Genomic DNA, 22,317 nt, shown 5'->3' with positions numbered 1-22,317 from the left:
GGACAGCGACCATGCCGAGCAGAACCGCCGGGACCCGCCGGCCCTCCGCCGTCCGCGGTGGAGGCCGCGTTCCCGCGCCGCCGCGCGCCTCCCGCGCCGGCGGCGTACGGCGGATGTACGAGCAGGCGCGGCGGGCCTGGGACCGGCCGCTCACCGCGTACTACGTCATCCTCGGCGCGGCCCTGCTCATCACCGCGCTCGGCCTGGTGATGGTCTACAGCGCCTCGATGATCACGGCGCTCCGGTACGACCTCGTGCCCTCGTACTTCTTCCGCAAGCAGTTCTTCGCCGCCGCCCTCGGCGCGGTGCTGCTCCTGGTGGCCTCCCGGATGCCGGTGAAGCTGCACCGGGCGCTCGCGTACCCGATCCTCGTCGGCGCGGTCTTCCTGATGGTGCTCGTGCAGATCCCGGGGATAGGGCGGGCGGTCGGCGGCAACCAGAACTGGATCTCGCTGGGCGGCCCCTTCATGCTGCAGCCCAGCGAGTTCGGCAAGCTGGCGCTCATCCTGTGGGGTGCCGACCTGCTGGCCCGCAAGCAGGACATGAAACTGCTCACGCAGTGGAAGCACATGCTCGTGCCGCTGGTGCCCGCGGCGTTCCTGCTGCTCGGGCTCATCATGCTCGGCGGGGACATGGGCACGGCGATCGTGCTGACCGCGATCCTCTTCGGGCTGCTGTGGACGGCCGGCGCGCCCACCAGGCTCTTCGTCGGTGTGCTGGCGGTGGCCGGAGCCATCGGTTACCTGCTGATCACGACCAGCGACAACCGGCTGAAGCGGTTCGCCTGCATCGGTGCCACCGACCCCGGCGGAGAGGGCGCGCCCTGTCTCCAGGCAGCCCACGGGATCTATGCTCTGGCCTCGGGCGGATGGTTCGGTTCCGGTCTGGGTGCCAGTGTGGAAAAATGGGGCCAACTACCCGAAGCGCACACCGACTTCATCTTCGCCGTCACCGGGGAGGAACTGGGTCTGGCGGGGACGCTGTCGGTACTCGCCCTGTTCGCGGCTCTAGGCTATGCGGGTATCCGCGTGGCCGGACGCACGGAGGACCCCTTCGTGAGGTACGCCGCGGGAGGTGTGACCACGTGGATCACGGCCCAGGCCGTGATCAACATCGGTGCGGTGCTCGGTCTGCTGCCGATCGCCGGGGTCCCGCTCCCGCTGTTCTCCTACGGAGGGTCGGCCCTGCTGCCGACCATGTTCGCCGTCGGGCTCCTCATCGCCTTCGCGCGACAGGAACCCGCCGCGAAAGCGGCCCTGGCCATGCGGCGCCCCGGCTGGGGTAGGCGGGCCGGGGTGAGATGGAAGTCGATGCGACGGCGCGTCAAGAAGCGTCCGTCCGGAGAGCGGTGAATTTCGGTGCATGTCGTACTCGCCGGTGGGGGGACCGCCGGCCACATCGAGCCCGCGCTCGCCCTCGCGGACGCCCTGCGCAGGCAGGACCCGAGCGTGGGCATCACGGCGCTCGGCACGGAGAAGGGCCTGGAGACCCGACTCGTCCCCGAGCGGGGCTACGAGCTGGCGCTCATCCCTGCCGTGCCGCTGCCACGCAAGCCCACCCCTGAGCTGATCACCGTCCCCGGACGGCTGCGCGGCACCATCAAGGCGGCCGAGCAGATCCTGGAGCGCACCAAGGCGGACTGTGTGGTCGGCTTCGGCGGCTACGTGGCCCTGCCCGGCTATCTCGCGGCCAAGCGCCTCGGAGTGCCGATCGTGGTCCACGAGGCCAACGCCCGGCCGGGCCTGGCCAACAAGATCGGCTCGCGGTACGCGGCCGGGGTCGCCGTCGCCACGCCGGACTCCAAGCTCCGCAACGCCCGTTACATCGGCATCCCGCTGCGGCACACGATCGCCACCCTCGACCGGGCCCGGGTCCGGCCCGAGGCGCGCGCCGCCTTCGGTCTCGACCCGAACCTGCCGACGCTGCTCGTCTCCGGCGGCTCGCAGGGCGCACGCCGACTCAACGAGGTCGTCCAGCAGATCGCGCCGGTGCTCCAGCGCTCCGGCATCCAGATCCTGCACGCGGTCGGCCCGAAGAACGAAGTGCCGCGTGTCGACAACATGCCCGGGATGCCGCCGTACGTCCCGGTACCGTACGTGGACCGGATGGATCTCGCGTACGCGGCGGCGGACATGATGCTCTGCCGCGCGGGCGCGATGACCGTCGCCGAACTCTCCGCCGTCGGGCTGCCCGCCGCATACGTCCCGCTGCCCATCGGCAACGGCGAACAGCGGCTCAACGCCCAGCCGGTGGTCAAGGCGGGCGGCGGACTGCTCGTCGACGACGCGGAGCTGTCGCCGCAGTGGGTGCAGGGCAACGTCCTGCCCGTTCTGGCCGATCCGCACCGGCTGTACGAGATGTCCCGCGCCGCCGCCGAGTTCGGCCGCAGGGATGCCGACGACCTGCTCGTCGGCATGGTGTACGACGCGATCGCCGCGCGCTGAGGCGAGCGCGCCTCACAGGGATGGAGAGAGGGCGTGACCGGACCGACGACCGCGGAGAAGCGCGGCACACGCGAACCGAAGGGGTCGTCGGAACGGCCGGCGGGGACGGGCGCCCGGGACGGTGGATTCCGGGTGCCCGGGCCGCGGGTCCTGCTGGCCGCGCTCGTCCTCGTCCTGGTCGGGTCCGGCACGGTCTGGGCGCTCTACGGCTCGTCCTGGCTGCGCCTGGAACGCGTGTCGATCTCCGGAACACGGATTCTGACACCCCGTGAGGTGGAGACGGTCGCCTCCGTGCCGGTCGGATCCCCGCTCGTCTCCGTCGACACCGACGCCATCGAGGCGCGACTGCTGCGGGAACTGCCCCGTATCGACGCGGTCGAGGTCACTCGGTCCTGGCCGGATGGAATCGGTCTGAAAGTGACGGAACGGAAGCCGGTCCTGGTGGTGGAAAAGGGCGGAAAGTTCACGGAAGTGGACTCCACCGGAACACGATTCGCCACCGTGGACAAAGCGCCCCCGGGCGTACCCGAACTCGTCCTGAAGGCCGTCTCCGCACCCAGCCTGCGCCGCTTCGACGAGGACCGGCTCCTGCTGGAGGCGGTGGGCGTGACGGGCGAACTCCCCGAGAAAATCGCCCGGGACACTCGTGTCGTCGAGATCACCTCGTACGACTCCATCACTCTGGAGCTCAGCGGCGGCCGTACGGTCTTCTGGGGCAGCGGCGAGGAGGGTGCCGTCAAGGCCCGCGTGCTCACCGCCCTCATGAAGGCGACGCCCAAAGCGGGGCACTTCGATGTAAGCGCCCCCACAGCCCCCGCCACCTCGGGGGAGTTGACGCCCGTTCCCGCTGGCCAGCACCCTGGTTGGCCAGCGCTACGGGTGATCACATAGGGTGAAAAGAAAAACGGGAGGTTCGGCGTGTTCGTTGAACGTGCGCCACTTGTCGACTTAGTGTCCTGTTCGGAAGAGTCCAGCGAACAGAGACACTGGTAACCCTAAACTTCAACGTTAGGGTTTGGGTCGGCGTTTCGGACCGTCCCAATCGGCATCCGTCGTCGCAGCGCGACTACCACCGCGAAGCGGCGACACGTAACTCGAGGCGAGAGGCCTTCGACGTGGCAGCACCGCAGAACTACCTCGCAGTCATCAAGGTCATCGGTGTCGGCGGCGGTGGTGTCAATGCCATCAACCGAATGATCGAGGTCGGTCTCAAGGGCGTCGAGTTCATCGCGATCAACACCGACGCGCAAGCGCTGTTGATGAGCGACGCCGACGTCAAGCTCGACGTCGGCCGTGAACTCACCCGTGGCCTCGGGGCCGGGGCGAACCCGGCAGTCGGTCGCAAGGCGGCAGAGGACCACCGTGAGGAGATCGAGGAGGTCCTCAAGGGGGCCGACATGGTCTTCGTGACCGCCGGCGAAGGTGGCGGCACCGGCACCGGCGGCGCACCCGTCGTGGCCAACATCGCGCGCTCGCTCGGCGCCCTGACGATCGGTGTGGTCACCCGGCCGTTCACCTTCGAGGGACGCCGTCGGGCCAACCAGGCGGAGGACGGCATCGCCGAGCTCCGCGAAGAGGTCGACACCCTCATCGTCATCCCGAACGACCGGCTGCTCTCGATCTCGGACCGCCAGGTCTCCGTGCTCGACGCCTTCAAGTCGGCCGACCAGGTGCTGCTGAGCGGTGTGCAGGGCATCACCGACCTCATCACCACCCCCGGTCTGATCAACCTCGACTTCGCCGACGTCAAGTCGGTCATGTCCGAGGCCGGTTCGGCCCTCATGGGCATCGGCTCCGCCCGCGGCGACGACCGCGCGGTCGCGGCGGCCGAGATGGCGATCTCCTCGCCGCTCCTCGAGGCGTCCATCGACGGCGCCCGTGGCGTGCTGCTCTCCATCTCCGGCGGCTCGGACCTGGGTCTCTTCGAGATCAACGAGGCCGCGCAGCTGGTGAGCGAGGCCGCCCACCCCGAGGCCAACATCATCTTCGGTGCCGTCATCGACGACGCCCTGGGCGACGAGGTACGGGTCACGGTCATCGCGGCCGGCTTCGACGGCGGTCAGCCGCCGGCCCGCCGTGACAACATCCTCAGCTCGGCCTCGGCCAAGCGCGAGGAGCCGGCCCCCGCGCCGCGCGCCACCGAGCGCCCGCTCGGCGGCCTCGGTACCGTCGCCCCCCGGGACGAGCCGGCCGCCCCGGCCGAGCCCGCCGCCCCGGCGGTCTCCGCCGAGACCACGCTGCCGTCGGCCGTTCCGCCGGTCGTCCCGCCGGCCCGCCCGTACCCGGACACCCAGGCAGAAGAGCTGGACGTTCCGGACTTCTTGAAGTGATAGAGCAGCTCGAACCCGTGAGCGGCGCGCACTTCGCCTTCACCGACAGGTGGGGCGGGGTGAGCGCCGTTCCGTACGAGGAGCTCAACCTCGGCGGCGCGGTGGGGGACGACCCCGAGGCCGTACGCGCCAACCGGGCCCGGGCGGCCGGGGCCCTGGGGCTCGACCCCGGGCGTGTCGTCTGGATGAACCAGGTGCACGGCCCGGATGTCGCGGTGGTCGACGGACCCTGGGGCGACCGGCCGGTTCCCCAGGTCGACGCGATCGTCACCACCCGGCGCGGACTCGCCCTCGCGGTCCTCACCGCCGACTGCACACCGGTCCTTCTCGCCGACCCCGTGGCCGGGGTCGTGGCCGCCGCCCACGCCGGGCGGCCCGGGATGATCGCCGGGGTCGTGCCGGCCGCGGTGAAGGCCATGATCGAACTCGGCGCCGACCCCGCCCGGATCACCGCCCGTACCGGCCCCGCCGTCTGCGGGCGCTGCTACGAGGTGCCGGACACGATGCGCGCCGAGGTGGCCGCCGTCGAGCCGGCCGCCTTCGCCGAGACGAGCTGGGGCACCCCGGCCGTCGACGTCACGGCCGGGGTCCACGCCCAGCTGGAGCGGCTCGGCATCCGGGACCGGCAGGCCAGCGAGGTCTGCACGCGCGAGTCGGGTGACCACTACTCGTACCGCCGCGATCGCACCACAGGGCGACTCGCGGGATATGTCTGGTTGGACGGATATGACGGACCGTAAGTCGGAACTCGCCGAGAACCTGGCGCGGGTGGAGGAACGTATCTCTGCCGCCTGCGCCTCCGCCGGCCGCAAGCGGGAAGACGTGACCCTGATCGTGGTCACCAAGACCTACCCGGCCGCCGATGTGCGCATCCTGCACGAACTCGGTGTACGGGACGTCGCCGAGAACCGCGACCAGGACGCCGCCCCCAAGGCCGCGGCCTGCGCGGATCTGGACCTCCGCTGGCACTTCGTCGGCCAGTTGCAGACGAACAAGGTCCGTTCTGTGACGAGTTATGCGGATGTCGTGCAGTCCGTCGACCGGTTGAAGCTGGTCACCGCTCTCGCCACGGCGGCGGAGAAGTCGGGTCGCGAGCTCGGCTGCCTCGTCCAGGTCGCGCTCGACGCCGAGTCGGGCGAGCGCGGCGAGCGCGGCGGCGTGTCGCCGGACGGCGTCGAGGAGTTGGCCGCCGCCGTGGAGGCCGCACCCAGGCTGAGGCTCGACGGACTGATGACCGTCGCGCCGCTCGCAGGCCCCTTCGCGGGCCGCCAACGTGCGGCGTTCGACCGCCTGATGGATTTGTCGACTCTCCTGCGCGCGACCCGTCCGGCTGCGAACATGGTGTCCGCGGGAATGAGCGCGGACCTCGAGGATGCTGTGGCGGCCGGAGCGACACATGTGCGCATCGGTACGGCGGTACTGGGTGTCCGCCCCAGGCTCGGGTAACGTCGCCAAGCAAGTCGGACCACAGCAGAAAATATGGTCATTCCCGCCGGTCGGCGGGCGGACCGCGTGGATCACGGGCACTTGGTGACGAGGCCGATCCACCACAGAGCGGAGGACTCAGAGAATGGCCGGCGCGATGCGCAAGATGGCGGTCTACCTCGGCCTCGTGGAGGACGATGGGTACGACGGCCGGGGGTTCGACCCCGACGACGACTTCGAACCCGAGCTGGAACCGGAACCCGAGCGCGAGCGGCGCCATCAGCCCCCGCGACAGGTGGAGCGCGAGGAACCGGTGCGAGTGGTGCAGCAGCCCGCGCCGCGCGAGCCGGTCGCTCACGTCGCCTCACTATCCGCCGAAAGCGGACGTCCGGCTCGAATCGCCCCCGTGGCGTCCATCACACCCGAACGCCCGAGCCTGGAGAAGAACGCACCGGTGATCATGCCCAAGGTCGTGTCCGAGCGGGAGCCGTACCGCATCACCACGCTGCACCCGAGGACCTACAACGAAGCCCGTACCATCGGGGAACACTTCCGTGAGGGCACTCCGGTGATCATGAACCTCACGGAGATGGACGACACGGACGCGAAGCGACTTGTCGACTTTGCCGCCGGACTCGTCTTCGGGCTCCATGGCAGCATTGAGCGAGTGACGCAGAAGGTGTTCCTGTTGTCGCCTGCTAACGTCGATGTCACGGCGGAGGACAAGGCCCGGATCGCAGAGGGCGGATTCTTCAACCAGAGCTGAGAAAACGAAGACCGGAACGGCCGGCCGCAAGGCCGGGCAAGTGAGAGCACGAGAGCCAGGGGAGAGGGAAGCGCGGGATGGGCGTCGCACTACAAGTGGTCTACATCGCTCTGATGTGCTTCCTCATCGTGCTGATCTTCCGGTTGGTCATGGACTATGTCTTTCAGTTCGCACGTTCATGGCAACCCGGTAAGGCGATGGTGGTCGTTCTGGAGGCCACCTACACTGTCACCGATCCACCGCTCAAGCTTCTGCGGCGGTTCATCCCGCCGTTGCGTCTCGGGGGCGTGGCACTTGACCTGTCCTTCTTCGTTCTGATGATCATCGTCTACATCCTGATCTCCATCGTGAGCGGCTTCGCGAGGTGAATGTGGACGATACGGTCTTGCCGACTGCCGACGACTACGTAGAGGTGAAGAAGAGATGCCGCTGACCCCCGAGGACGTGCGGAACAAGCAGTTCACGACCGTCCGCCTTCGAGAAGGCTATGACGAGGACGAGGTCGATGCCTTCCTCGACGAGGTCGAAGCCGAACTGACCCGCCTGCTCCGCGAGAACGAGGACCTGCGGGCCAAGCTGGCCGCGGCGACGCGTGCCGCTGCGCAGAACCAGCAGCAGCAGGGCATGCGCAAGCCCCCGGAGCAGCAGGATCGTCCCGTCGGTCCCGGCGCCCCGGTGCCCGCCGCCATATCCGGTCCGCCCGTCCAGCAGCAGCCCCCGCAGATGGGCCCGCCGCAGCTGCCGTCCGGTGCGCCCCAGCTTCCTGCCGGTCCCGGAGGCCACGGCCCCGGCCCGATGCAGGGTGGCCCGATGGGCCCCGGCCCGATGCAGGGCGGCCCGATGGGTCAGCCGATGGGCGGCCCCATGGGGCACCCCCAGCAGCAGATGCAGCAGCCGATGCAGCAGCCCCAGCAGGGCCCCGGTGGCGACAGCGCCGCCCGTGTCCTCTCGCTGGCCCAGCAGACGGCCGACCAGGCGATCGCGGAGGCCCGTTCCGAGGCCAACAAGATCGTCGGCGAGGCGCGCTCGCGCGCCGAGGGCCTGGAGCGGGACGCCCGCGCCAAGGCCGACGCGCTGGAGCGGGACGCGCAGGAGAAGCACCGCGTCGCGATGGGCTCCCTGGAGTCCGCTCGCGCCACGCTGGAGCGCAAGGTCGAGGACCTGCGCGGCTTCGAGCGTGAGTACCGCACGCGTCTGAAGTCGTACCTGGAGTCGCAGCTGCGCCAGCTGGAGACCCAGGCCGACGACTCGCTGGCTCCGCCGCGGACGCCGGCCACGGCCTCCCTGCCGCCGTCGCCCTCGATGGCCTCGGCGGGCGCGGGTGCGCCGTCGTACGGCGGCAACGGCTCGATGGGCGGCGCGCCGTCCATGGGCGGTGCCCCGTCCTACGGCGGCCAGCAGCAGATGTCTCCGGCGATGACCCAGCCGATGGCTCCGGTCCGCCCGCAGGCGCCGCAGCCGATGCAGCAGGCGCCGGCGCCGATGCGCGGCTTCCTGATCGACGAGGACGACAACTGACGGCGGCGGTTCGCGCGGTGAGCGCGTAGCCGTCGGCAGGCTGAAGGCCGGGCCCCTGGGAAACCAGGGGCCCGGCCTTTTTGCGTGGACGCGGGCGTCGAGCGGGGGTGCGGGGCCGGGGACGTGGGCGTGGGCGGGGCGTGGGCGGGGGCTGGGGCTGGGGCTGGGGCGCCTGCGGCGGGCTCCTTCCCCACCCCGCCCCTTCCCGAACCGGGGCTCCGCCCCGGACCCCGAAGGCGGGCGGCGACGGGGGCTCCGCCCCCGTGCCCCGGTGGGGCCGGCAGCTTCGCGCCGGGCGGGCCGGAGGCCGTCCCGCTCCGAACCGGGGCTCCGTCCCTACGCCACCGAGGGCCCCGCGGCTTGGGGCCGGTGGGGGTGGCTGGTCCGCGCCCTCGTGGGACCGGCAGCTTCGCGCCGGGCCGCTGCGACGTGGGAGGGCGGCAGCTTCGTGCCGCAGGACCCTGGGGGCTGGGATGCCACGGCCTCAGGGACCTGGGGGCTGGGATGCCACGGCCTCAGGGAGCCGCGGCTTCGGGCTGCGGTGGGACCTGTGTTCGTCGGAGGGCGGGGGAAACGGAGAGGCCCGGCCCCCGTGCGGGGGCCGGGCCTCTCGGTGGTGCTGGTTACGCCTTGCGGAGGCTGAAGGTCAGGGAGAGGCCTTCGTCCGTGAACGGGGCGCCGAACGTGTCGTCCGGGGCGGTCGGCGCGAAGTCCGTCGCGAGGACCTCGTCCGCGATCAGCTCCGCGTGGGCCGTCAGCGCCTCCGTCGTCTCGGAGGACTCCGACGCCCAGCGCAGGGCGATCCGGTCCGCCACGTCCAGGCCGCTGTTCTTGCGGGCCTCCTGGATCAGGCGGATCGCGTCACGGGCCAGGCCCGCCTTCCGCAGCTCCGGGGTGATCTCCAGGTCCAGGGCGACCGTCGCACCCGCGTCCGAGGCGACCGACCAGCCCTCGCGGGGCGTCTCCGTGATGATGATCTCCTCGGGGGTGACGAAGATCGTCTCGCCGTTCACCTCCAGCGTCGCCTCGCCCGCCTGGCGCAGCGCCAGCGACAGTTCCGCCGCGTCCGCCGCCGCGACGGCCTTCGCCACGTCCTGGACGCCCTTGCCGAAGCGCTTGCCCAGCGCGCGGAAGTTCGCCTTCGCCGTCGTGTCGACCAGCGAGCCGCCGACCTCGGAGAGGGAGGCCACGGACGTGACGTTCAGCTCCTCCGTGATCTGGGCCTGCAGCTCCGGGGAGAGCTCGGTGAAGCCCGTCGCCGCCACCAGAGCGCGGGAGAGCGGCTGGCGGGTCTTGACGCCCGACTCCGCCCGCGTCGCCCGGCCCAGCTCGACCAGGCGGCGGACCAGGGTCATCCGGGTCGAGAGCGCCGGGTCGACCAGGGACGCGTCCGGCTCCGGCCACGTCGAGAGGTGGACCGACTCCGGGGCGTCCGGCGTCACCGGGACCACCAGGTCCTGCCAGACCCGCTCCGTGATGAAGGGGGTCAGCGGGGCCATCAGCCGCGTGACCGTCTCCACCACGTCGTGCAGCGTGCGCAGCGCCGCCTTGTCCCCCTGCCAGAACCGGCGGCGCGAGCGCCGCACGTACCAGTTCGACAGGTCGTCCACGAACGCCGAGACGAGCTTGCCCGCCCGCTGCGTGTCGTACGACTCCAGCGCCTGCGTGACCTCGGAGACGAGCGTGTTCAGCTCGGACAGGAGCCACTTGTCCAGGACCGGGCGCTCCGCCGGCGCCGGGTCGGACGCGCTCGGCGCCCAGCCGGCCGTACGGGCGTACAGCGCCTGGAAGGCCACCGTGTTCCAGTAGGTGAGGAGGGTCTTGCGCACGACCTCCTGGATCGTGCCGTGGCCCACCCTGCGCGCCGCCCACGGGGACCCGCCGGCCGCCATGAACCAGCGGACCGCGTCCGCGCCGTGCTGGTCCATCAGCGGGATCGGCTGCAGGATGTTGCCCAGGTGCTTGGACATCTTGCGGCCGTCCTCGGCGAGGATGTGGCCCAGGCAGACCACGTTCTCGTACGACGACTTGTCGAAGACCAGCGTGCCGACCGCCATCAGCGTGTAGAACCATCCACGCGTCTGGTCGATGGCCTCGGAGATGAACTGCGCCGGGTACCGGGACTCGAAGAGTTCCTTGTTCTTGTACGGGTAGCCCCACTGGGCGAACGGCATCGAGCCCGAGTCGTACCAGGCGTCGATGACCTCCGGCACGCGCGTCGCCGTCTTCGAGCAGCTCGGGCAGGGGAAGGTCACCGCGTCGATGTACGGGCGGTGCGGGTCGAGCTCCGACTGGTCCGAGCCCGTCAGCTCGGTCAGCTCGGCGCGCGAGCCCACGCACGTCAGGTGGCCGTCCTCGCAGCGCCACAGCGGCAGCGGCGTGCCCCAGTAGCGGCTCCGGGAGAGCGCCCAGTCGATGTTGTTGTTCAGCCAGTCGCCGAAGCGGCCGTGCTTGACCGAGTCCGGGAACCAGTTCGTCTTCTCGTTCTCCTCGAGAAGGCGGTCCTTCACGGCCGTCGTACGGATGTACCAGGACGGCTGCGCGTAGTAGAGCAGGGCCGTGTGGCAGCGCCAGCAGTGCGGGTAGCTGTGCTCGTACGGGATGTGCTTGAAGAGCAGGCCGCGTGCGTCCAGGTCGGCGGTCAGCTGCTCGTCGGCCTTCTTGAAGAAGACGCCGCCGACCAGCGGTACGTCCTCCTCGAAGGTGCCGTCGGGGCGGACCGGGTTCACGACCGGCAGGCCGTAGGCGCGGCAGACCTTGAGGTCGTCCTCACCGAAGGCGGGGGACTGGTGGACCAGACCCGTGCCGTCCTCGGTCGTGACGTACTCCGCGTTGACGACGTAGTGCGCCTCGCTCGGGAACTCCACCAGCTCGAAGGGGCGCTGGTACGTCCAGCGCTCCATCTCGGCGCCCGTGAAGGACTCGCCCGTGGTGACCCAGCCCTCGCCGAGCGCCTTCTCCACCAGTGGCGCGGCGACGACGAGCTTCTCCTCGCCGTCGGTCGCGACGACGTAGGTGACCTCGGGGTGCGCGGCGACCGCCGTGTTGGAGACCAGGGTCCAGGGGGTCGTCGTCCAGACCAGGAGCGCCGCCTGGCCGGCCAGCGGGCCGGAGGTCAGCGGGAAGCGGACGAAGACGGAGGGGTCGACGACCGTCTCGTACCCCTGCGCCAGCTCGTGGTCCGACAGGCCGGTGCCGCAGCGCGGGCACCAAGGGGCGACGCGGTGGTCCTGGACGAGCAGGCCCTTGTCGAAGATCTGCTTGAGCGACCACCAGACCGACTCGATGTACTCGGGGTCCATCGTCCGGTACGCGTCGTCCAGGTCGACCCAGTAGCCCATGCGCGTCGTGAGCTCGGCGAAGGCGTCGGTGTGGCGGGTCACGGACTCGCGGCACTTGTCGTTGAACGCGGCGATGCCGTATTCCTCGATGTCCTTCTTGCCGGAGAAGCCGAGCTCCTTCTCGACGGCGAGCTCGACCGGGAGGCCGTGGCAGTCCCAGCCGGCCTTGCGGGCCACGTGGTAGCCGCGCATGGTCCGGAAGCGGGGGAAGACGTCCTTGAAGACGCGGGCCTCGATGTGGTGGGCGCCGGGCATGCCGTTGGCGGTCGGCGGGCCCTCGTAGAACACCCACTCGGGGCGGCCCTCGGACTGCTCCAGGGTCTTGGCGAAGACCTTGCTCTCGCGCCAGAAATCGAGCACGGCGTGCTCGAGCGCGGGCAGGTCGACCTGGGCGGGCACCTGGCGGTACTGCGTCATCGATCTTCCTCCGGCGGACTGCTTCGTTTCCGTCCGGAGGGACGAGAGCGCCGTGCTGCGCGGCTCCCGCGGTACCACCCTCCTTGGCCCCGGACGTGCGTCGTCCGTGGCCCCCTCATTGGGGTCGCGATGCCGGTTCTAGTCGCCTGACGGCTTTCTTCCGGCGGCTCCGGGGTGATGCTTCACATCGGGCTCGCCCCCGGGCTCTCACCGTCCCCGGGTCGCTCATGGCTGCGTACGACGCTACTCGTCCCCATCCAAGCCTTTCGCTCAGCCCAGTGTACGGGGCCGCAGGCCGCTCGGCAGACCGCTTTTCCGGCGGCGCGCGGGGCGGCCGGACATGACCCGAATGGCCATACGGCCGTGGCCGGACTTCACCGGCCGCCGCGGGGCGGATTACGGGGCGGGGAGCTGGGCACAACCGATGCAGACTCGCCTTGCCGGCGGCATGGGGCGGGTGCGAACGGCGGCGTGCCCCGTTGCCGCGGGCCTTGGGCCGATTTATCGTCCCAGCACGATTCGCGAGCAAGATCACAAAATGTGAAGGGGCCGCGACATGGTGGCGAAGAAGACCGCCGCGAAGAAGACCTCGACCGCCGGATCCACCGGTGTGGACGGGGCGGCCAAGGACGTCACCGGCAAGAAGACGACGGTCGCGAAGAAGGCGGCAGCGAAGAAGGCCCCGGCACGCACGACGACGGCGAAGAGCACGGCGAAGGCCGAGGCCGAAGCCACCCCGGCGAAGAAGACGTCGGGCAGGAAGACCTCCGCGAAGAAGACCTCGGCCGGGAAGACCCCGGCCGGGAAGACGGCCGCCACGAAGGCTCCGCCGACGAAGAAGGCCACGGCGGCCGAGAAGGCCCCGGCCGCCGGGAAGACGGTCGCGAAGAAGACCGCGGCCGAGAAGACCGCAGCCAAGAAGAAGGCCGCATCCGCGGCGCACGTGAAGCAGACAGGAGCCGCGACAGTGGCAGCTAAGAAGACCGCGGGTGGCGTCACGACGGCAGAAGGCGAGGCCGCGGTCCCTCCGGCGCGCGCCGGTGAGCTCGCCGTACGCCCCGGTGAGGACCCCTGGACGCCCGCGGAGGTCGCGGAGGCCCGGGCAGGGCTGGAGAGCGAGGTCCTCCGCCTCCGGGCCGAGCTGCTCCACTCCCAGGAGGAGCTGACCGGCCTCATGCGCGACTCCGGGGACGGCGCCGGGGACGACCAGGCCGACACCGGCACCAAGAACATCACCCGCGAGCACGAGCTCGCCCTGGCCGCCAACGCCCGCGAGATGCTGGAACAGTCCGAGCACGCCCTGGAGCGCCTCGACGCGGGCACGTACGGCCTCTGCGAGGTGTGCGGCAAGCCGATCGGCAAGGCGCGCATGCAGGCGTTCCCGCGGGCCACCCTCTGCGTCGAGGACAAGCAGAAGCAGGAGCGCCGCGGCTGACGGGCCCGAAGGGGTGTGCCGTACCCTCGTGCACAGTCAGGGCACCTAGGTTGAGGGACTCACGTGGCAGAGGCGGAGCGCATCATCGGTACGCCGGATTCAGACGCGGACGGCTCGGGCGGCGAGGCCGCCGCCCCGGTCGCGGACGAGCGGCCGAAGGGCCGGCGCAAGATCGTCGCGCTGCTGGTCGTGGCGCTCTTCGCGTACCTGCTCGACCTCGGAAGCAAGATGCTCGTGGTCGCCGAGCTGGAGGGCCACGAGCCGATCCAGGTGATCGGCGACGTGCTGAGGTTCGAGGCGATCCGGAACCCGGGCGCCGCCTTCGGCATGGGTGAGGCCTTCACGATCATCTTCACCTTCATCGCCGCCGCCGTGATCGTGGTCATCATCCGGCTCGCGCGCAAGCTCTACAGCACGTGGTGGGCGGTCGCGCTCGGTCTGCTGCTCGGCGGTGCGCTGGGCAACCTGACCGACCGGATCTTCCGCTCGCCCGGCGTCTTCGAGGGCGCGGTCGTGGACTTCATCGCGCCCGCGCACTTCGCCGTCTTCAACCTCGCGGACTCGGCGATCGTCTGCGGCGGCTTCCTGATCGTCATCCTGTCGTTCCGGGGCCTGGACCCCGACGGCACCGTCCACAAGGACTGACAAGGCATACTCGACGGGTGAGTACGAGTCCCGAGATCCGCACCCTGCCCGTTCCCGATGGCCTGGAGGGCGAGCGCGTCGACGCCGCCATCGCCCGGATGTTCGGGTTCTCCCGCACGAAGGCGGCGGAGCTGGCCGCCTCCGGCAAGGTCCAGGTCGACGGCGCCGTCGTCGGCAAGTCCGAGCGGGTCAGCGGCGGCGCGTGGCTCGAGGTCGAGATGCCCGGGGCCCCCGTTCCGGTGCAGATCGTGGCCGAGCCCGTCGAGGGCATGGAGATCATCCACGACGACGACGACATCGTCGTGATCATGAAGCCGATCGGGGTCGCCGCGCACCCGAGCCCCGGCTGGACCGGGACCACGGTCATCGGCGGCCTCGCCGCCGCCGGGTACCGCATCTCCACCTCGGGCGCCGCCGAGCGCCAGGGGATCGTGCACCGCCTCGACGTCGGTACGTCGGGACTCATGGTCGTCGCCAAGTCCGAGCGGGCGTACACGCTGCTCAAGGCGCAGTTCAAGGAGCGGGTCGTCGACAAGCGCTACCACGCGCTGGTCCAGGGGCACCCGGACCCGATGAGCGGCACGATCGACGCCCCGATCGGGCGCCACCCCCAGCACGACTACAAGTGGGCCGTCACCGCCGAGGGCAAGCCCTCGGTGACGCACTACGACCTGATCGAGGCCTACCGCGCGGCCTCGCTGCTCGACATCAAGCTGGAGACCGGCCGTACGCACCAGATCCGCGTGCACATGTCGGCCCACCGCCACCCCTGCGTCGGCGATCTCACCTACGGCGCGGACCCGACGATGGCCAAGCGGCTCGGGCTGACGCGCCAGTGGCTGCACGCCGTACGCCTCGGCTTCGAGCACCCGTCGGACGGGCGCTGGGTCGAGTTCGAGAGCACGTACCCGGCGGACCTGCAGAACGCCCTGGACCGGATCGCGGCGGAGAGCGCGTGAGCACCGGATACGCCGTCCGCGAGGCGATCGGCCCCGACGACCGGGAGGCCTGCTTCAGGGTCCGCCGCGAGGTCTTCGTCGTCGAGCAGAACGTGCCGCAGGAGATCGAGTACGACCGTTACGACGAGACCGCCGTCCACGTCCTCGCCGTGCGCGAGGACGGGCTTCCGCTGGGCACCGGCCGGCTGCTGCACGGCGCCGACGCGCTGGGCAAGACCGGCGGGGACGCCTCGGTCGGCTCGCTCGGCCGGCTCGCCGTCTCCAAGGCCGCGCGCGGCCTCGGGGTGGGCGCGGCGCTGGTCCGCGCGATCGAGGACGCGGCGCGCGAGCGCGGTCTCTCGGCCGTCGACCTGCACGCCCAGACCCATGCGCTCGGCTTCTACGAGCGGCTCGGCTACGAGGTGTACGGCCCCGAGTTCCCGGACGCGGGCATCCCGCACCGCGCGATGCGGCGGGCGCTCTAGGGAGCGTCCTGCTCCGGCCGGCGGCCCGGTCCGGCGGCGGGGCGCCGGGGCACATGCGGTGGTCCGGGGTGATTCGTCCCCTGGCGTGGCAGGGTTGAGGTCCGATCATCGACCGTGCTGCCTGCCGCCAGGCCGGAAGGGCGCCCCCGTGGACCAATTGGCCCTGCTGTTCGTGCTGTTGCTCGGCGCCGTGCTCACGGTGCCGCTCGGGGACCGGCTCGGACTGCCCGCCCCGGTGCTCATGACCGTCATCGGGGTCGTGTTCGCGTTCCTGCCCTTCGTGCCGAACGTCGACATCCCGCCCGAGTTCATTCTTCCGCTCGTCCTGCCGCCGCTGTTGTACGCCTCGGTGCAGCGCACCTCCTGGCGTCAGTTCGCGGCCAACCGGCGGCCCATCTTCCTGCTGGCCGTCGCCCTCGTCTTCGTCACCACGGCCGCCGTCGCCGCCACCGCGAACGCGCTCGTCCCCGGGCTGCCCCTCGCCGCCGCCGTCGCGCTCGGCGCCCTCGTAGCCCCGCCCGACCCGGTCGCCGCGACCGCCGTCGCCGGTTCGCTCGGGCTGCCGCGGCGGCTGATCTCGATCCTGGAGGGGGAGGGGCTGTTCAACGACGTCACCGCGATCGTCCTCTACCACGTGGCGATCGCGGCGGTCGTCGGCGGCAGCTTCAGCTGGGAGGGCGCGGGCCTGGAACTTATCCTCTCCGCCGTGGTGGCCGTCGCCGTCGGGCTCGTCCTCGGCTGGCTCAGCAACAAGCTCATGGGGATCCTCGGCGAGGCCACCCTGCAGACCGGGCTCACCCTCCTCGTCCCCTTCGTCGCCTACGTCCTCGCCGAGGAGCTGCGCGGCTCCGGCGTCCTCGCCGTGCTGGTCGTCGCCCTCTACCTCGCCGAGAACGCGCTCGACGCCGACGACGTGATGGGCCGGCTCGCCGGGCAGACCTTCTGGGAGGTCGTCGACACCCTCGTCACCGGCATCGCCTTCGGGCTCATCGGCCTGGAGCTCCACGTCGTCTTCGGCACGGCCGAGAACCGGCTCGGCGAGATGCTCGGCTGGGGCGCGGCCGTGGCCGGTGTCGTGATCGGCGTACGGCTGCTGTGGCTGCTGCCCGCCACCTGGCTGGCCAAGCGGCTGCACACCCGGCGCGACTACGACGAGGAGATCCCGGTCAGCTGGCGGGAGACCGTCGTCATGTGGTGGGCCGGAATGCGCGGAGTGGCCTCCGTGGCGCTCGCCCTCGCCATTCCGCTCCGTACGGACGACGGCTCGCCGTTCCCCGCGCGGGACCAGATCATCTTCATCGCCTTCTGTGTGATCATGACCACACTCCTGCTCCAGGGGCTCACCCTGCCCTGGCTGGTCAAGCGGCTCGGTGTGCAGGCCGACACGGACGCCGAGCGGGCCCTGGAGCACGAGCTGGCGCTGCGCGCGGCCAAGGCGGCCCGGCGCCGGCTGAAGGAGATCGAGGAGATCGAGGAGCTCCCGGAGGAGGTCCAGGAGCGGCTCCAGCGCGGGGCGTTCGACATCGGGGCGCGGATCAGCCCGGAGATGATGGACGAGGAACGGCGGGCGGCCTTCGTCGAGCGGGCCGGGCGCCTCAAGGCCGTCCAGCGGATCCAGCGGGAGATGATGTCGGCCGCCCGGCACGAGGTGCTCGCGGCACGCAGCGAGCCGGGCGCCGATCCCGAGGTGGTGGACCGGGTGCTGCGCCAGCTGGACGTCCGCAGCCTGCGGTGACGAACGGCCGTGTCGTGCGCTCAGCCGCGGCCGGTGCGCGCCGGACGGTCTCCGTCCGAGGAGGCGGAGGGCGTCGGGAGCGGTGTGGGCGGCCGGCCGTTGGACGCTTTCGCCGCCTCGCGCGGCGAAGGCGCCGCCTGTGAGGTCGCGATCCGCGGCAGGGCGTACGGATGACGCTCCGACAGCCAGGCCACCAGCTGCTCCCGCACCGTGCACCGGGCCGTCCACAGGTCGTCCGCGTCCTTGGCGGTGACCACCACCCGCACCTGGATCGTGCTGGGCGTGGTGTCGGTGACGGCCAGGCTCCAGTCGCGGCGGTCCCAGGCCGCACAGGCTTCCAGGATCTCCTCGGTCTTCGCGCGCATCGCGTCGAGCGGCGCGGAGTGGTCGAGATGGAGGAGGACCGCCCCCGTCATCTGCGCCCCGCCGCGCGACCAGTTCTCGAAGGGCTTGCCGGTGAAGTACGAGACCGGCATGGTGATCCGGCGCTCGTCCCAGGTCCGTACGGCGAGGAACGTCAGCGTGACCTCCTCGACCACGCCCCACTCGCCGTCGACGACCACGGTGTCGCCGATCCGCACCATGTCGCCGAAGGCGATCTGGAAGCCGGCGAAGAGGTTGCCGAGGGTGGACTGGGCGGCGACGCCCGCGACGATCCCGATGATGCCGGCGGAGGCCAGCATCGAGGTCCCCACGGTGCTGAGAGCGGGGAAGGTCAGCAGCGCCGCGGCCACGGCGACCACGGCGACGACCGCCGTCACGATGCGCGTGATGAGCGTGACCTGGGTGCGCACCCGGCGGACCCGGGCCGGGTCGCGGGTGGCGGAGGCGTACCGGGCGAAGGTGGCCTCGACCACGGCCGAGGCGATGTGGATGATCAGCCACGCCCCGGAGCCGATGAGGATCAGGGAGAGGATCTGGCCGATGCCCGCCGCGTGCTCCTCGACCACCCTCCACCCCGTCTGGCGGTAGGTGCCGCGCAGGAGCGAGGCGAGCAGGACCGCCTGGAGCGGTGGCCGGCAGCGGCGCAGCAGACCCCAGAGCGGGGTCTCGCGATGATGCTCGTCGGCCCGGCGCAGCAGCTGGTCGACGGCCCAGCCGACCAGCAGCGTGAGCAGGAGCGCCCCTCCGACGACGAGGAGCGGGCGCAGCGCGGTGTCCATGTGATCGAGACCTCCGTGTCTCCGGCTCGGTGTGCCCGGCTGGCAGGATGGACCGCATGGACATCATGCTTTTCCACTCGACGTACGGTCTGCGTCCGGCGGTGGAGTCCGCGGCCGAGCGGCTGCGGTCCGCCGGGCATCAGGTTCGGGTGCCCGACCTGTTCGGGGGCCAAACCGCGGAGACGGCCGAGGAGGGGATGGAGCTCCAGAAGTCGATCGGCAAGGAGGAGCTGCTGCGGCGTGCCGTCCTCGCCGCCGCGCCCTACTCGGACCGCGGTCTCGTCTACGCCGGCTTCTCCTTCGGTGCCTCCGTCGCGCAGACCCTGGCCCTGGGGGACGAGAAGGCGCGCGGGCTGCTGCTGCTCCACGGCACCTCGGACATCGCCGAGTCCGCGGCTGTCGACGACCTTCCCGTACAGCTGCACATCGCCGACCCGGACCCCTTCGAGTCGCACGACTGGCTGACGTCCTGGTATCTGGGGATGGGGAAGGCGGGGGCGGACGTGGAGGTCTACCGCTACCCGGGCGCCGGGCACCTGTTCACCGACCCGGACCTGCCGGACTGGGACGAGGCGGCGGCCGAGCAGGCCTGGGCGGTCGCGCTGGCGTTCGTCGACAGCCTGTAGGACGAAGGTTTCCGGACATACGAGAAGGGTGCGGCGGGGGCTCTCCCGCCGCACCCTTCTCGTCCTACGGTGTGTCAGCCCGCGCGGTACGCGGTCCACATGCTGCTCATCCGCGCGACCTGGCCCGCGGTGAACTGGTACATGCACGCGTCGTACGTGTAGTCCATGAAGTTGTGGATCGGGTCCACACCGGTCTTGTTGGTGCAGCTGTCACGCCCGGTCGGGCACTCGTAGGCCGGGCTCTTCTCGGCCGGGGTGTCGCTCACCGAGTCGCCGCTGCCGCTGCAGCCGCCCTGGAAGGTGTGGTACAGCCCCAGCCAGTGACCGACCTCGTGGGTGGCGGTGTCACCCTCGTTGTAGTTGGCCGCGGAGCCGCCCGGCAGCGAGGAGTCGAGGACGACCACACCGTCCATGGACGGGCTGGAGTTGTACGAGGACGGGAAGGTCGCCCAGCCGAGCAGACCGCCGCCGAGCTTGGCGGTGTAGAAGTTCAGCGCGCCGGCGCCGCCCTTGCGCAGCGTCTGCTTCATCTGCTTCTCGGCCGTGGACCCGGACGACAGGTTGTACCAGGTGGCGTTGTCCGTGTAGTCGGTCGAGGCGAGCGTGAACTGGAAGTTGGTGTTCACGTTGCCGGTGCCCTGGCCGCCGTAGGCCGCGTTGAGGACCGCCAGCTGGTTGTTGATCGCGGTGGCGCTCAGCTTGCCCGTGGTGCCGCTGTGGATGACGTGGAAGTAGACGGGGATGTTCACCACGGCGGCGGTGGCGTTCATGCCGCCGGCGCGGACCGACTCCAGTCTCTTCTGCAGGTCCGCGTCCATGGCCTTGGCCTGGGCGGCGGAGAGCTCGTTGGGCTCGTGGCCGTGGTTGTCGGCGCCGCGGGACTTGCGGGCGCCGGAGAAGGCCTCCGCACCGTCCGCGCACTCCTCGGCGGAGACGCCGGCGGCGGAGGTGGTGGTGGCCGGGGCGGCCGCCGGGGCGGAGAGGGGGGCCAGGGCCAGGGTTCCGGCCATGACCGCGGTGCCGAGCAGACGACGTGACATACGCGGCGATATACGAACAAGAGCACGCACAGGTGACTCCTCGCGGGGGGTTTGTGGAGAGGGGATTCCTCGCCACCGCGGGGAGATTACGGGTCCATGTCAGAAGCTGTTGAGCATGGAACAAGCCCAATCATCCAGGGTGCAAATCGGGTGATCAGGAAGAAGAACTTTCGCCGGTTCCGGAGTTTGAGACGTGGACGTAACGAATCAGGGGCCTGAGGCGGGTGGTGTGTCCGGATTCGATCGCTCCGGACTCACCACCCGCCGTGATGATGTGATCTCCCGTTAACAGGAGGGATCATGGCCGAAAATCGACCCTGCGGTCATCTCATCGCACCGGCTGGTACACACGCTCGACGCGCTGCGTTCCGTTCCGGGTCCGGTACGAGCGCGCCCAGGCGGTCGTCGCGTCGGCCTTCGTCTTGTCGGAGACCGTGTAGTAGTCCATCTGGGAGTGCTCGGCCGTGACGTCCAGGACGCCGTAGCCGTGGTTGTCCATGTCCACCCACTTCACATGGCGGTTGGCGGCCTTGATCGCCCCGGCGGCCACCAGGGAGAGCGTGCCCGGCGCCACGTGGAGGAGGTCGTCGATGTTGTCCGAGGTCACCGAGGTCACCACGAACTCGGTCGCCGCCGACTGCGACAGCGGGTACGTCGCCGCCTTCACCGGCACGTCGGTGGCCCAGGCCATGTGGATGTCACCGGTCAGGAAGACGGTGTTCCGGACGGACCGCTGCGTCAGGTGCGCGAGCAGCTCCTTGCGGTCGTCCGTGTAGCCGTCCCACTGGTCGACGTTGATCGCGAGCCCCTCCTTCGGCAGGCCGAGCAGCTCGGCGAGCGGGCCGAGGAGTTGGGCCGGCAGCGAACCGAAGGCGACCGGCGAGATCATCACCGAGGTGCCGACCAGCTTCCAGGTGGCGTCCGAGCTCGCGAGCCCCGACTTCAGCCAGTCGAGCTGCGCGCGGCCGGTGATCGTGCGCTCCGGGTCGTCGACCGAGCCGCTGCCGATCTTGGCCTGCTGGGAGCGGAACGACCGCAGGTCGAGCAGGTGCAGATCGGCCAGCTTGCCGAAGCGCAGCCGCCGGTAGACCGTGCCCTCGGTCGAGGCGCGGACCGGCATCCACTCGAAGTACGCCTGCTTGGCGGCGGCGACCCGGGCCGCCCACTCGCCCTCGGCGCCCGGCGTGTGGTTCTCCGCGCCGCCCGACCAGGCGTCGTTGGCGACCTCGTGGTCGTCCCAGATCGCGATCACGGGGTGGGCGGCGTGCAGTGCCTGGAGGTCGGTGTCCGTCTTGTACGTGGCGTGCCGGAGGCGGTAGTCGGCGAGCGAGACGATCTCGTGCTTCGGCTCGTGCTGCCGTACGGAGTACGCGGCGTCCGGGTAGGAACCGGCCGCGTACTCGTAGATGTAGTCGCCGAGATGGAGGATCGCGTCCAGGTCCGCGCGGGCCGCGAGATGGCGGTACGCGGAGAAGTGGCCGGCTTCCCAGTTGGCGCAGGAGACCACGCCGAACCGGACGCCCGGGGTGGCGGCGTCGGTCGTCGGAGTGGTGCGGGTGCGGCCCACGGGGGAGACGGTGCCGCCCGCCGTGAAGCGGAACCAGTGGGCGGTCGCGGGGCGCAGGCCCCGGACGTCCACCTTCACGGTGTGGTCCGAGGCGGCCGTCGCGGTCGTGGTGCCGCGGGCCACGGTCCGGGCGAACTCCCGGTCCTCGGCGACCTCCCACTCGACCGTGACGTCGGGACCTCTGCCCGAGCCGGGTGCGGCGTCGGAGGTGGGGGTGACGCGCGTCCAGAGCAGGACGCCGTCGGGCAGCGGGTCGCCGGAGGCGACACCGTGCAGGAAGGCGGGGGCCTCGGAGCCCGCGAGCGCGGGAGAGGCGGCGCCCACCAGGACCGGGGTGGCGACCGCCGTGACGGCGGCAGCCTTCACGACGGTGCGGCGGGTGGGCGCGGAGGATATGTGTCGACTGGTCACGGGCAGTCAGATTACTGACCGGTATGCCGAA

19 protein-coding genes are annotated in these 22,317 nt (G+C 70.9%); 15 read left to right on the top strand and 4 right to left on the bottom strand.

Translation table 11 applies throughout. The features are described from left to right. Positions 1-11: 11 nt before the first annotated feature. The 9 genes from ftsW (at position 12) to ACFVGW_RS07665 (ending at position 8,483) form a co-directional block, all read left to right on the top strand. Positions 12-1,352: a putative lipid II flippase FtsW gene (gene ftsW / locus ACFVGW_RS07705; RefSeq protein WP_383221347.1), complete on the top strand. Its 1,341-nt coding sequence runs from the start codon at positions 12-14 to the stop codon at positions 1,350-1,352. 6 nt (positions 1,353-1,358) lie between these two features. Further along, positions 1,359-2,444: an undecaprenyldiphospho-muramoylpentapeptide beta-N-acetylglucosaminyltransferase gene (gene murG, locus ACFVGW_RS07700; RefSeq protein ID WP_352190502.1), complete on the top strand. Its 1,086-nt coding sequence runs from the start codon at positions 1,359-1,361 to the stop codon at positions 2,442-2,444. 33 nt (positions 2,445-2,477) lie between these two features. Continuing rightward, complete coding sequence (locus tag ACFVGW_RS07695; protein ID WP_385851211.1) at positions 2,478-3,335, top strand: cell division protein FtsQ/DivIB; 858 nt, start codon at positions 2,478-2,480, stop codon at positions 3,333-3,335. Between the two features lie 224 nt (positions 3,336-3,559). Next, the gene (ftsZ, locus tag ACFVGW_RS07690; protein ID WP_385851210.1) at positions 3,560-4,774 is read left to right on the top strand and encodes a cell division protein FtsZ; all 1,215 of its coding nucleotides are present in this window, start codon (positions 3,560-3,562) and stop codon (positions 4,772-4,774) included. Beyond that, a complete protein-coding gene (gene pgeF / locus ACFVGW_RS07685) occupies positions 4,771-5,514 on the top strand; it encodes a peptidoglycan editing factor PgeF (RefSeq protein ID WP_352190505.1) in 744 nt (247 codons plus the stop codon). The genes ftsZ and pgeF overlap by 4 nt, the downstream gene beginning before the upstream one ends. Then, the gene (locus ACFVGW_RS07680) at positions 5,501-6,220 is read left to right on the top strand and encodes a YggS family pyridoxal phosphate-dependent enzyme (RefSeq protein ID WP_385851209.1); all 720 of its coding nucleotides are present in this window, start codon (positions 5,501-5,503) and stop codon (positions 6,218-6,220) included. Before pgeF ends, ACFVGW_RS07680 begins: the two co-directional genes overlap by 14 nt. A gap of 124 nt (positions 6,221-6,344) precedes the next feature. Then, on the top strand, positions 6,345-6,965 hold the full coding sequence (locus ACFVGW_RS07675) for a cell division protein SepF (protein ID WP_383221339.1): 621 nt from the start codon (positions 6,345-6,347) through the stop codon (positions 6,963-6,965). Between the two features lie 77 nt (positions 6,966-7,042). Continuing rightward, positions 7,043-7,333 (top strand): YggT family protein, encoded by a 291-nt coding sequence (locus ACFVGW_RS07670; RefSeq protein WP_352190508.1) that lies wholly within the window; start codon positions 7,043-7,045, stop codon positions 7,331-7,333. Between the two features lie 55 nt (positions 7,334-7,388). After that, on the top strand, positions 7,389-8,483 hold the full coding sequence (locus ACFVGW_RS07665) for a DivIVA domain-containing protein (RefSeq protein WP_361433029.1): 1,095 nt from the start codon (positions 7,389-7,391) through the stop codon (positions 8,481-8,483). A 623-nt stretch (positions 8,484-9,106) separates the two neighbouring features. Here the strand turns inward: ACFVGW_RS07665 and ileS are convergent. Continuing rightward, positions 9,107-12,241, bottom strand: coding sequence for an isoleucine--tRNA ligase (gene ileS / locus ACFVGW_RS07660; protein WP_385851208.1), 3,135 nt, complete (start codon positions 12,239-12,241; stop codon positions 9,107-9,109). A 556-nt stretch (positions 12,242-12,797) separates the two neighbouring features. Here ileS and ACFVGW_RS07655 point away from each other — a divergent pair. The 5 genes from ACFVGW_RS07655 (at position 12,798) to ACFVGW_RS07635 (ending at position 17,479) form a co-directional block, all read left to right on the top strand. Further along, positions 12,798-13,676 carry a TraR/DksA C4-type zinc finger protein gene (locus ACFVGW_RS07655; RefSeq protein WP_385851207.1) on the top strand — a complete coding sequence of 293 codons (879 nt, stop codon included), beginning with the start codon at positions 12,798-12,800 and terminating at the stop codon, positions 13,674-13,676. Positions 13,677-13,739: 63 nt separating this feature from the next. Continuing rightward, positions 13,740-14,321 (top strand): signal peptidase II, encoded by a 582-nt coding sequence (gene lspA / locus ACFVGW_RS07650; RefSeq protein ID WP_383221334.1) that lies wholly within the window; start codon positions 13,740-13,742, stop codon positions 14,319-14,321. A gap of 17 nt (positions 14,322-14,338) precedes the next feature. Further along, the gene (locus ACFVGW_RS07645) at positions 14,339-15,280 is read left to right on the top strand and encodes an RluA family pseudouridine synthase (protein WP_385851206.1); all 942 of its coding nucleotides are present in this window, start codon (positions 14,339-14,341) and stop codon (positions 15,278-15,280) included. Continuing rightward, complete coding sequence (locus ACFVGW_RS07640; RefSeq protein ID WP_385851205.1) at positions 15,277-15,744, top strand: GNAT family N-acetyltransferase; 468 nt, start codon at positions 15,277-15,279, stop codon at positions 15,742-15,744. The genes ACFVGW_RS07645 and ACFVGW_RS07640 overlap by 4 nt, the downstream gene beginning before the upstream one ends. A gap of 148 nt (positions 15,745-15,892) precedes the next feature. Beyond that, positions 15,893-17,479 carry a Na+/H+ antiporter gene (locus ACFVGW_RS07635; protein WP_383221330.1) on the top strand — a complete coding sequence of 529 codons (1,587 nt, stop codon included), beginning with the start codon at positions 15,893-15,895 and terminating at the stop codon, positions 17,477-17,479. 20 nt (positions 17,480-17,499) lie between these two features. Here the strand turns inward: ACFVGW_RS07635 and ACFVGW_RS07630 are convergent, their stop codons facing one another. Beyond that, the gene (locus tag ACFVGW_RS07630) at positions 17,500-18,642 is read right to left on the bottom strand and encodes a mechanosensitive ion channel family protein (protein WP_385851204.1); all 1,143 of its coding nucleotides are present in this window, start codon (positions 18,640-18,642) and stop codon (positions 17,500-17,502) included. Between the two features lie 47 nt (positions 18,643-18,689). Between ACFVGW_RS07630 and ACFVGW_RS07625 the strand changes: the two genes are divergently transcribed. Beyond that, positions 18,690-19,268, top strand: coding sequence for a dienelactone hydrolase family protein (locus tag ACFVGW_RS07625; RefSeq protein ID WP_385851203.1), 579 nt, complete (start codon positions 18,690-18,692; stop codon positions 19,266-19,268). A 74-nt stretch (positions 19,269-19,342) separates the two neighbouring features. On the opposite strand, the gene ACFVGW_RS07620 is transcribed toward ACFVGW_RS07625, so the two are convergent. Then, a complete protein-coding gene (locus ACFVGW_RS07620; protein ID WP_385851202.1) occupies positions 19,343-20,308 on the bottom strand; it encodes a zinc metalloprotease in 966 nt (321 codons plus the stop codon). Between the two features lie 328 nt (positions 20,309-20,636). Further along, on the bottom strand, positions 20,637-22,286 hold the full coding sequence (locus tag ACFVGW_RS07615) for an alkaline phosphatase D family protein (protein ID WP_385851201.1): 1,650 nt from the start codon (positions 22,284-22,286) through the stop codon (positions 20,637-20,639). Between the last annotated feature and the right edge of the window lie 31 nt (positions 22,287-22,317).

The organism is Streptomyces sp. NPDC127129, assembly GCF_042671585.1.
Lineage (GTDB): Bacteria > Actinomycetota > Actinomycetes > Streptomycetales > Streptomycetaceae > Streptomyces.
This window is presented reverse-complemented; position numbering and strand designations above follow the sequence as displayed.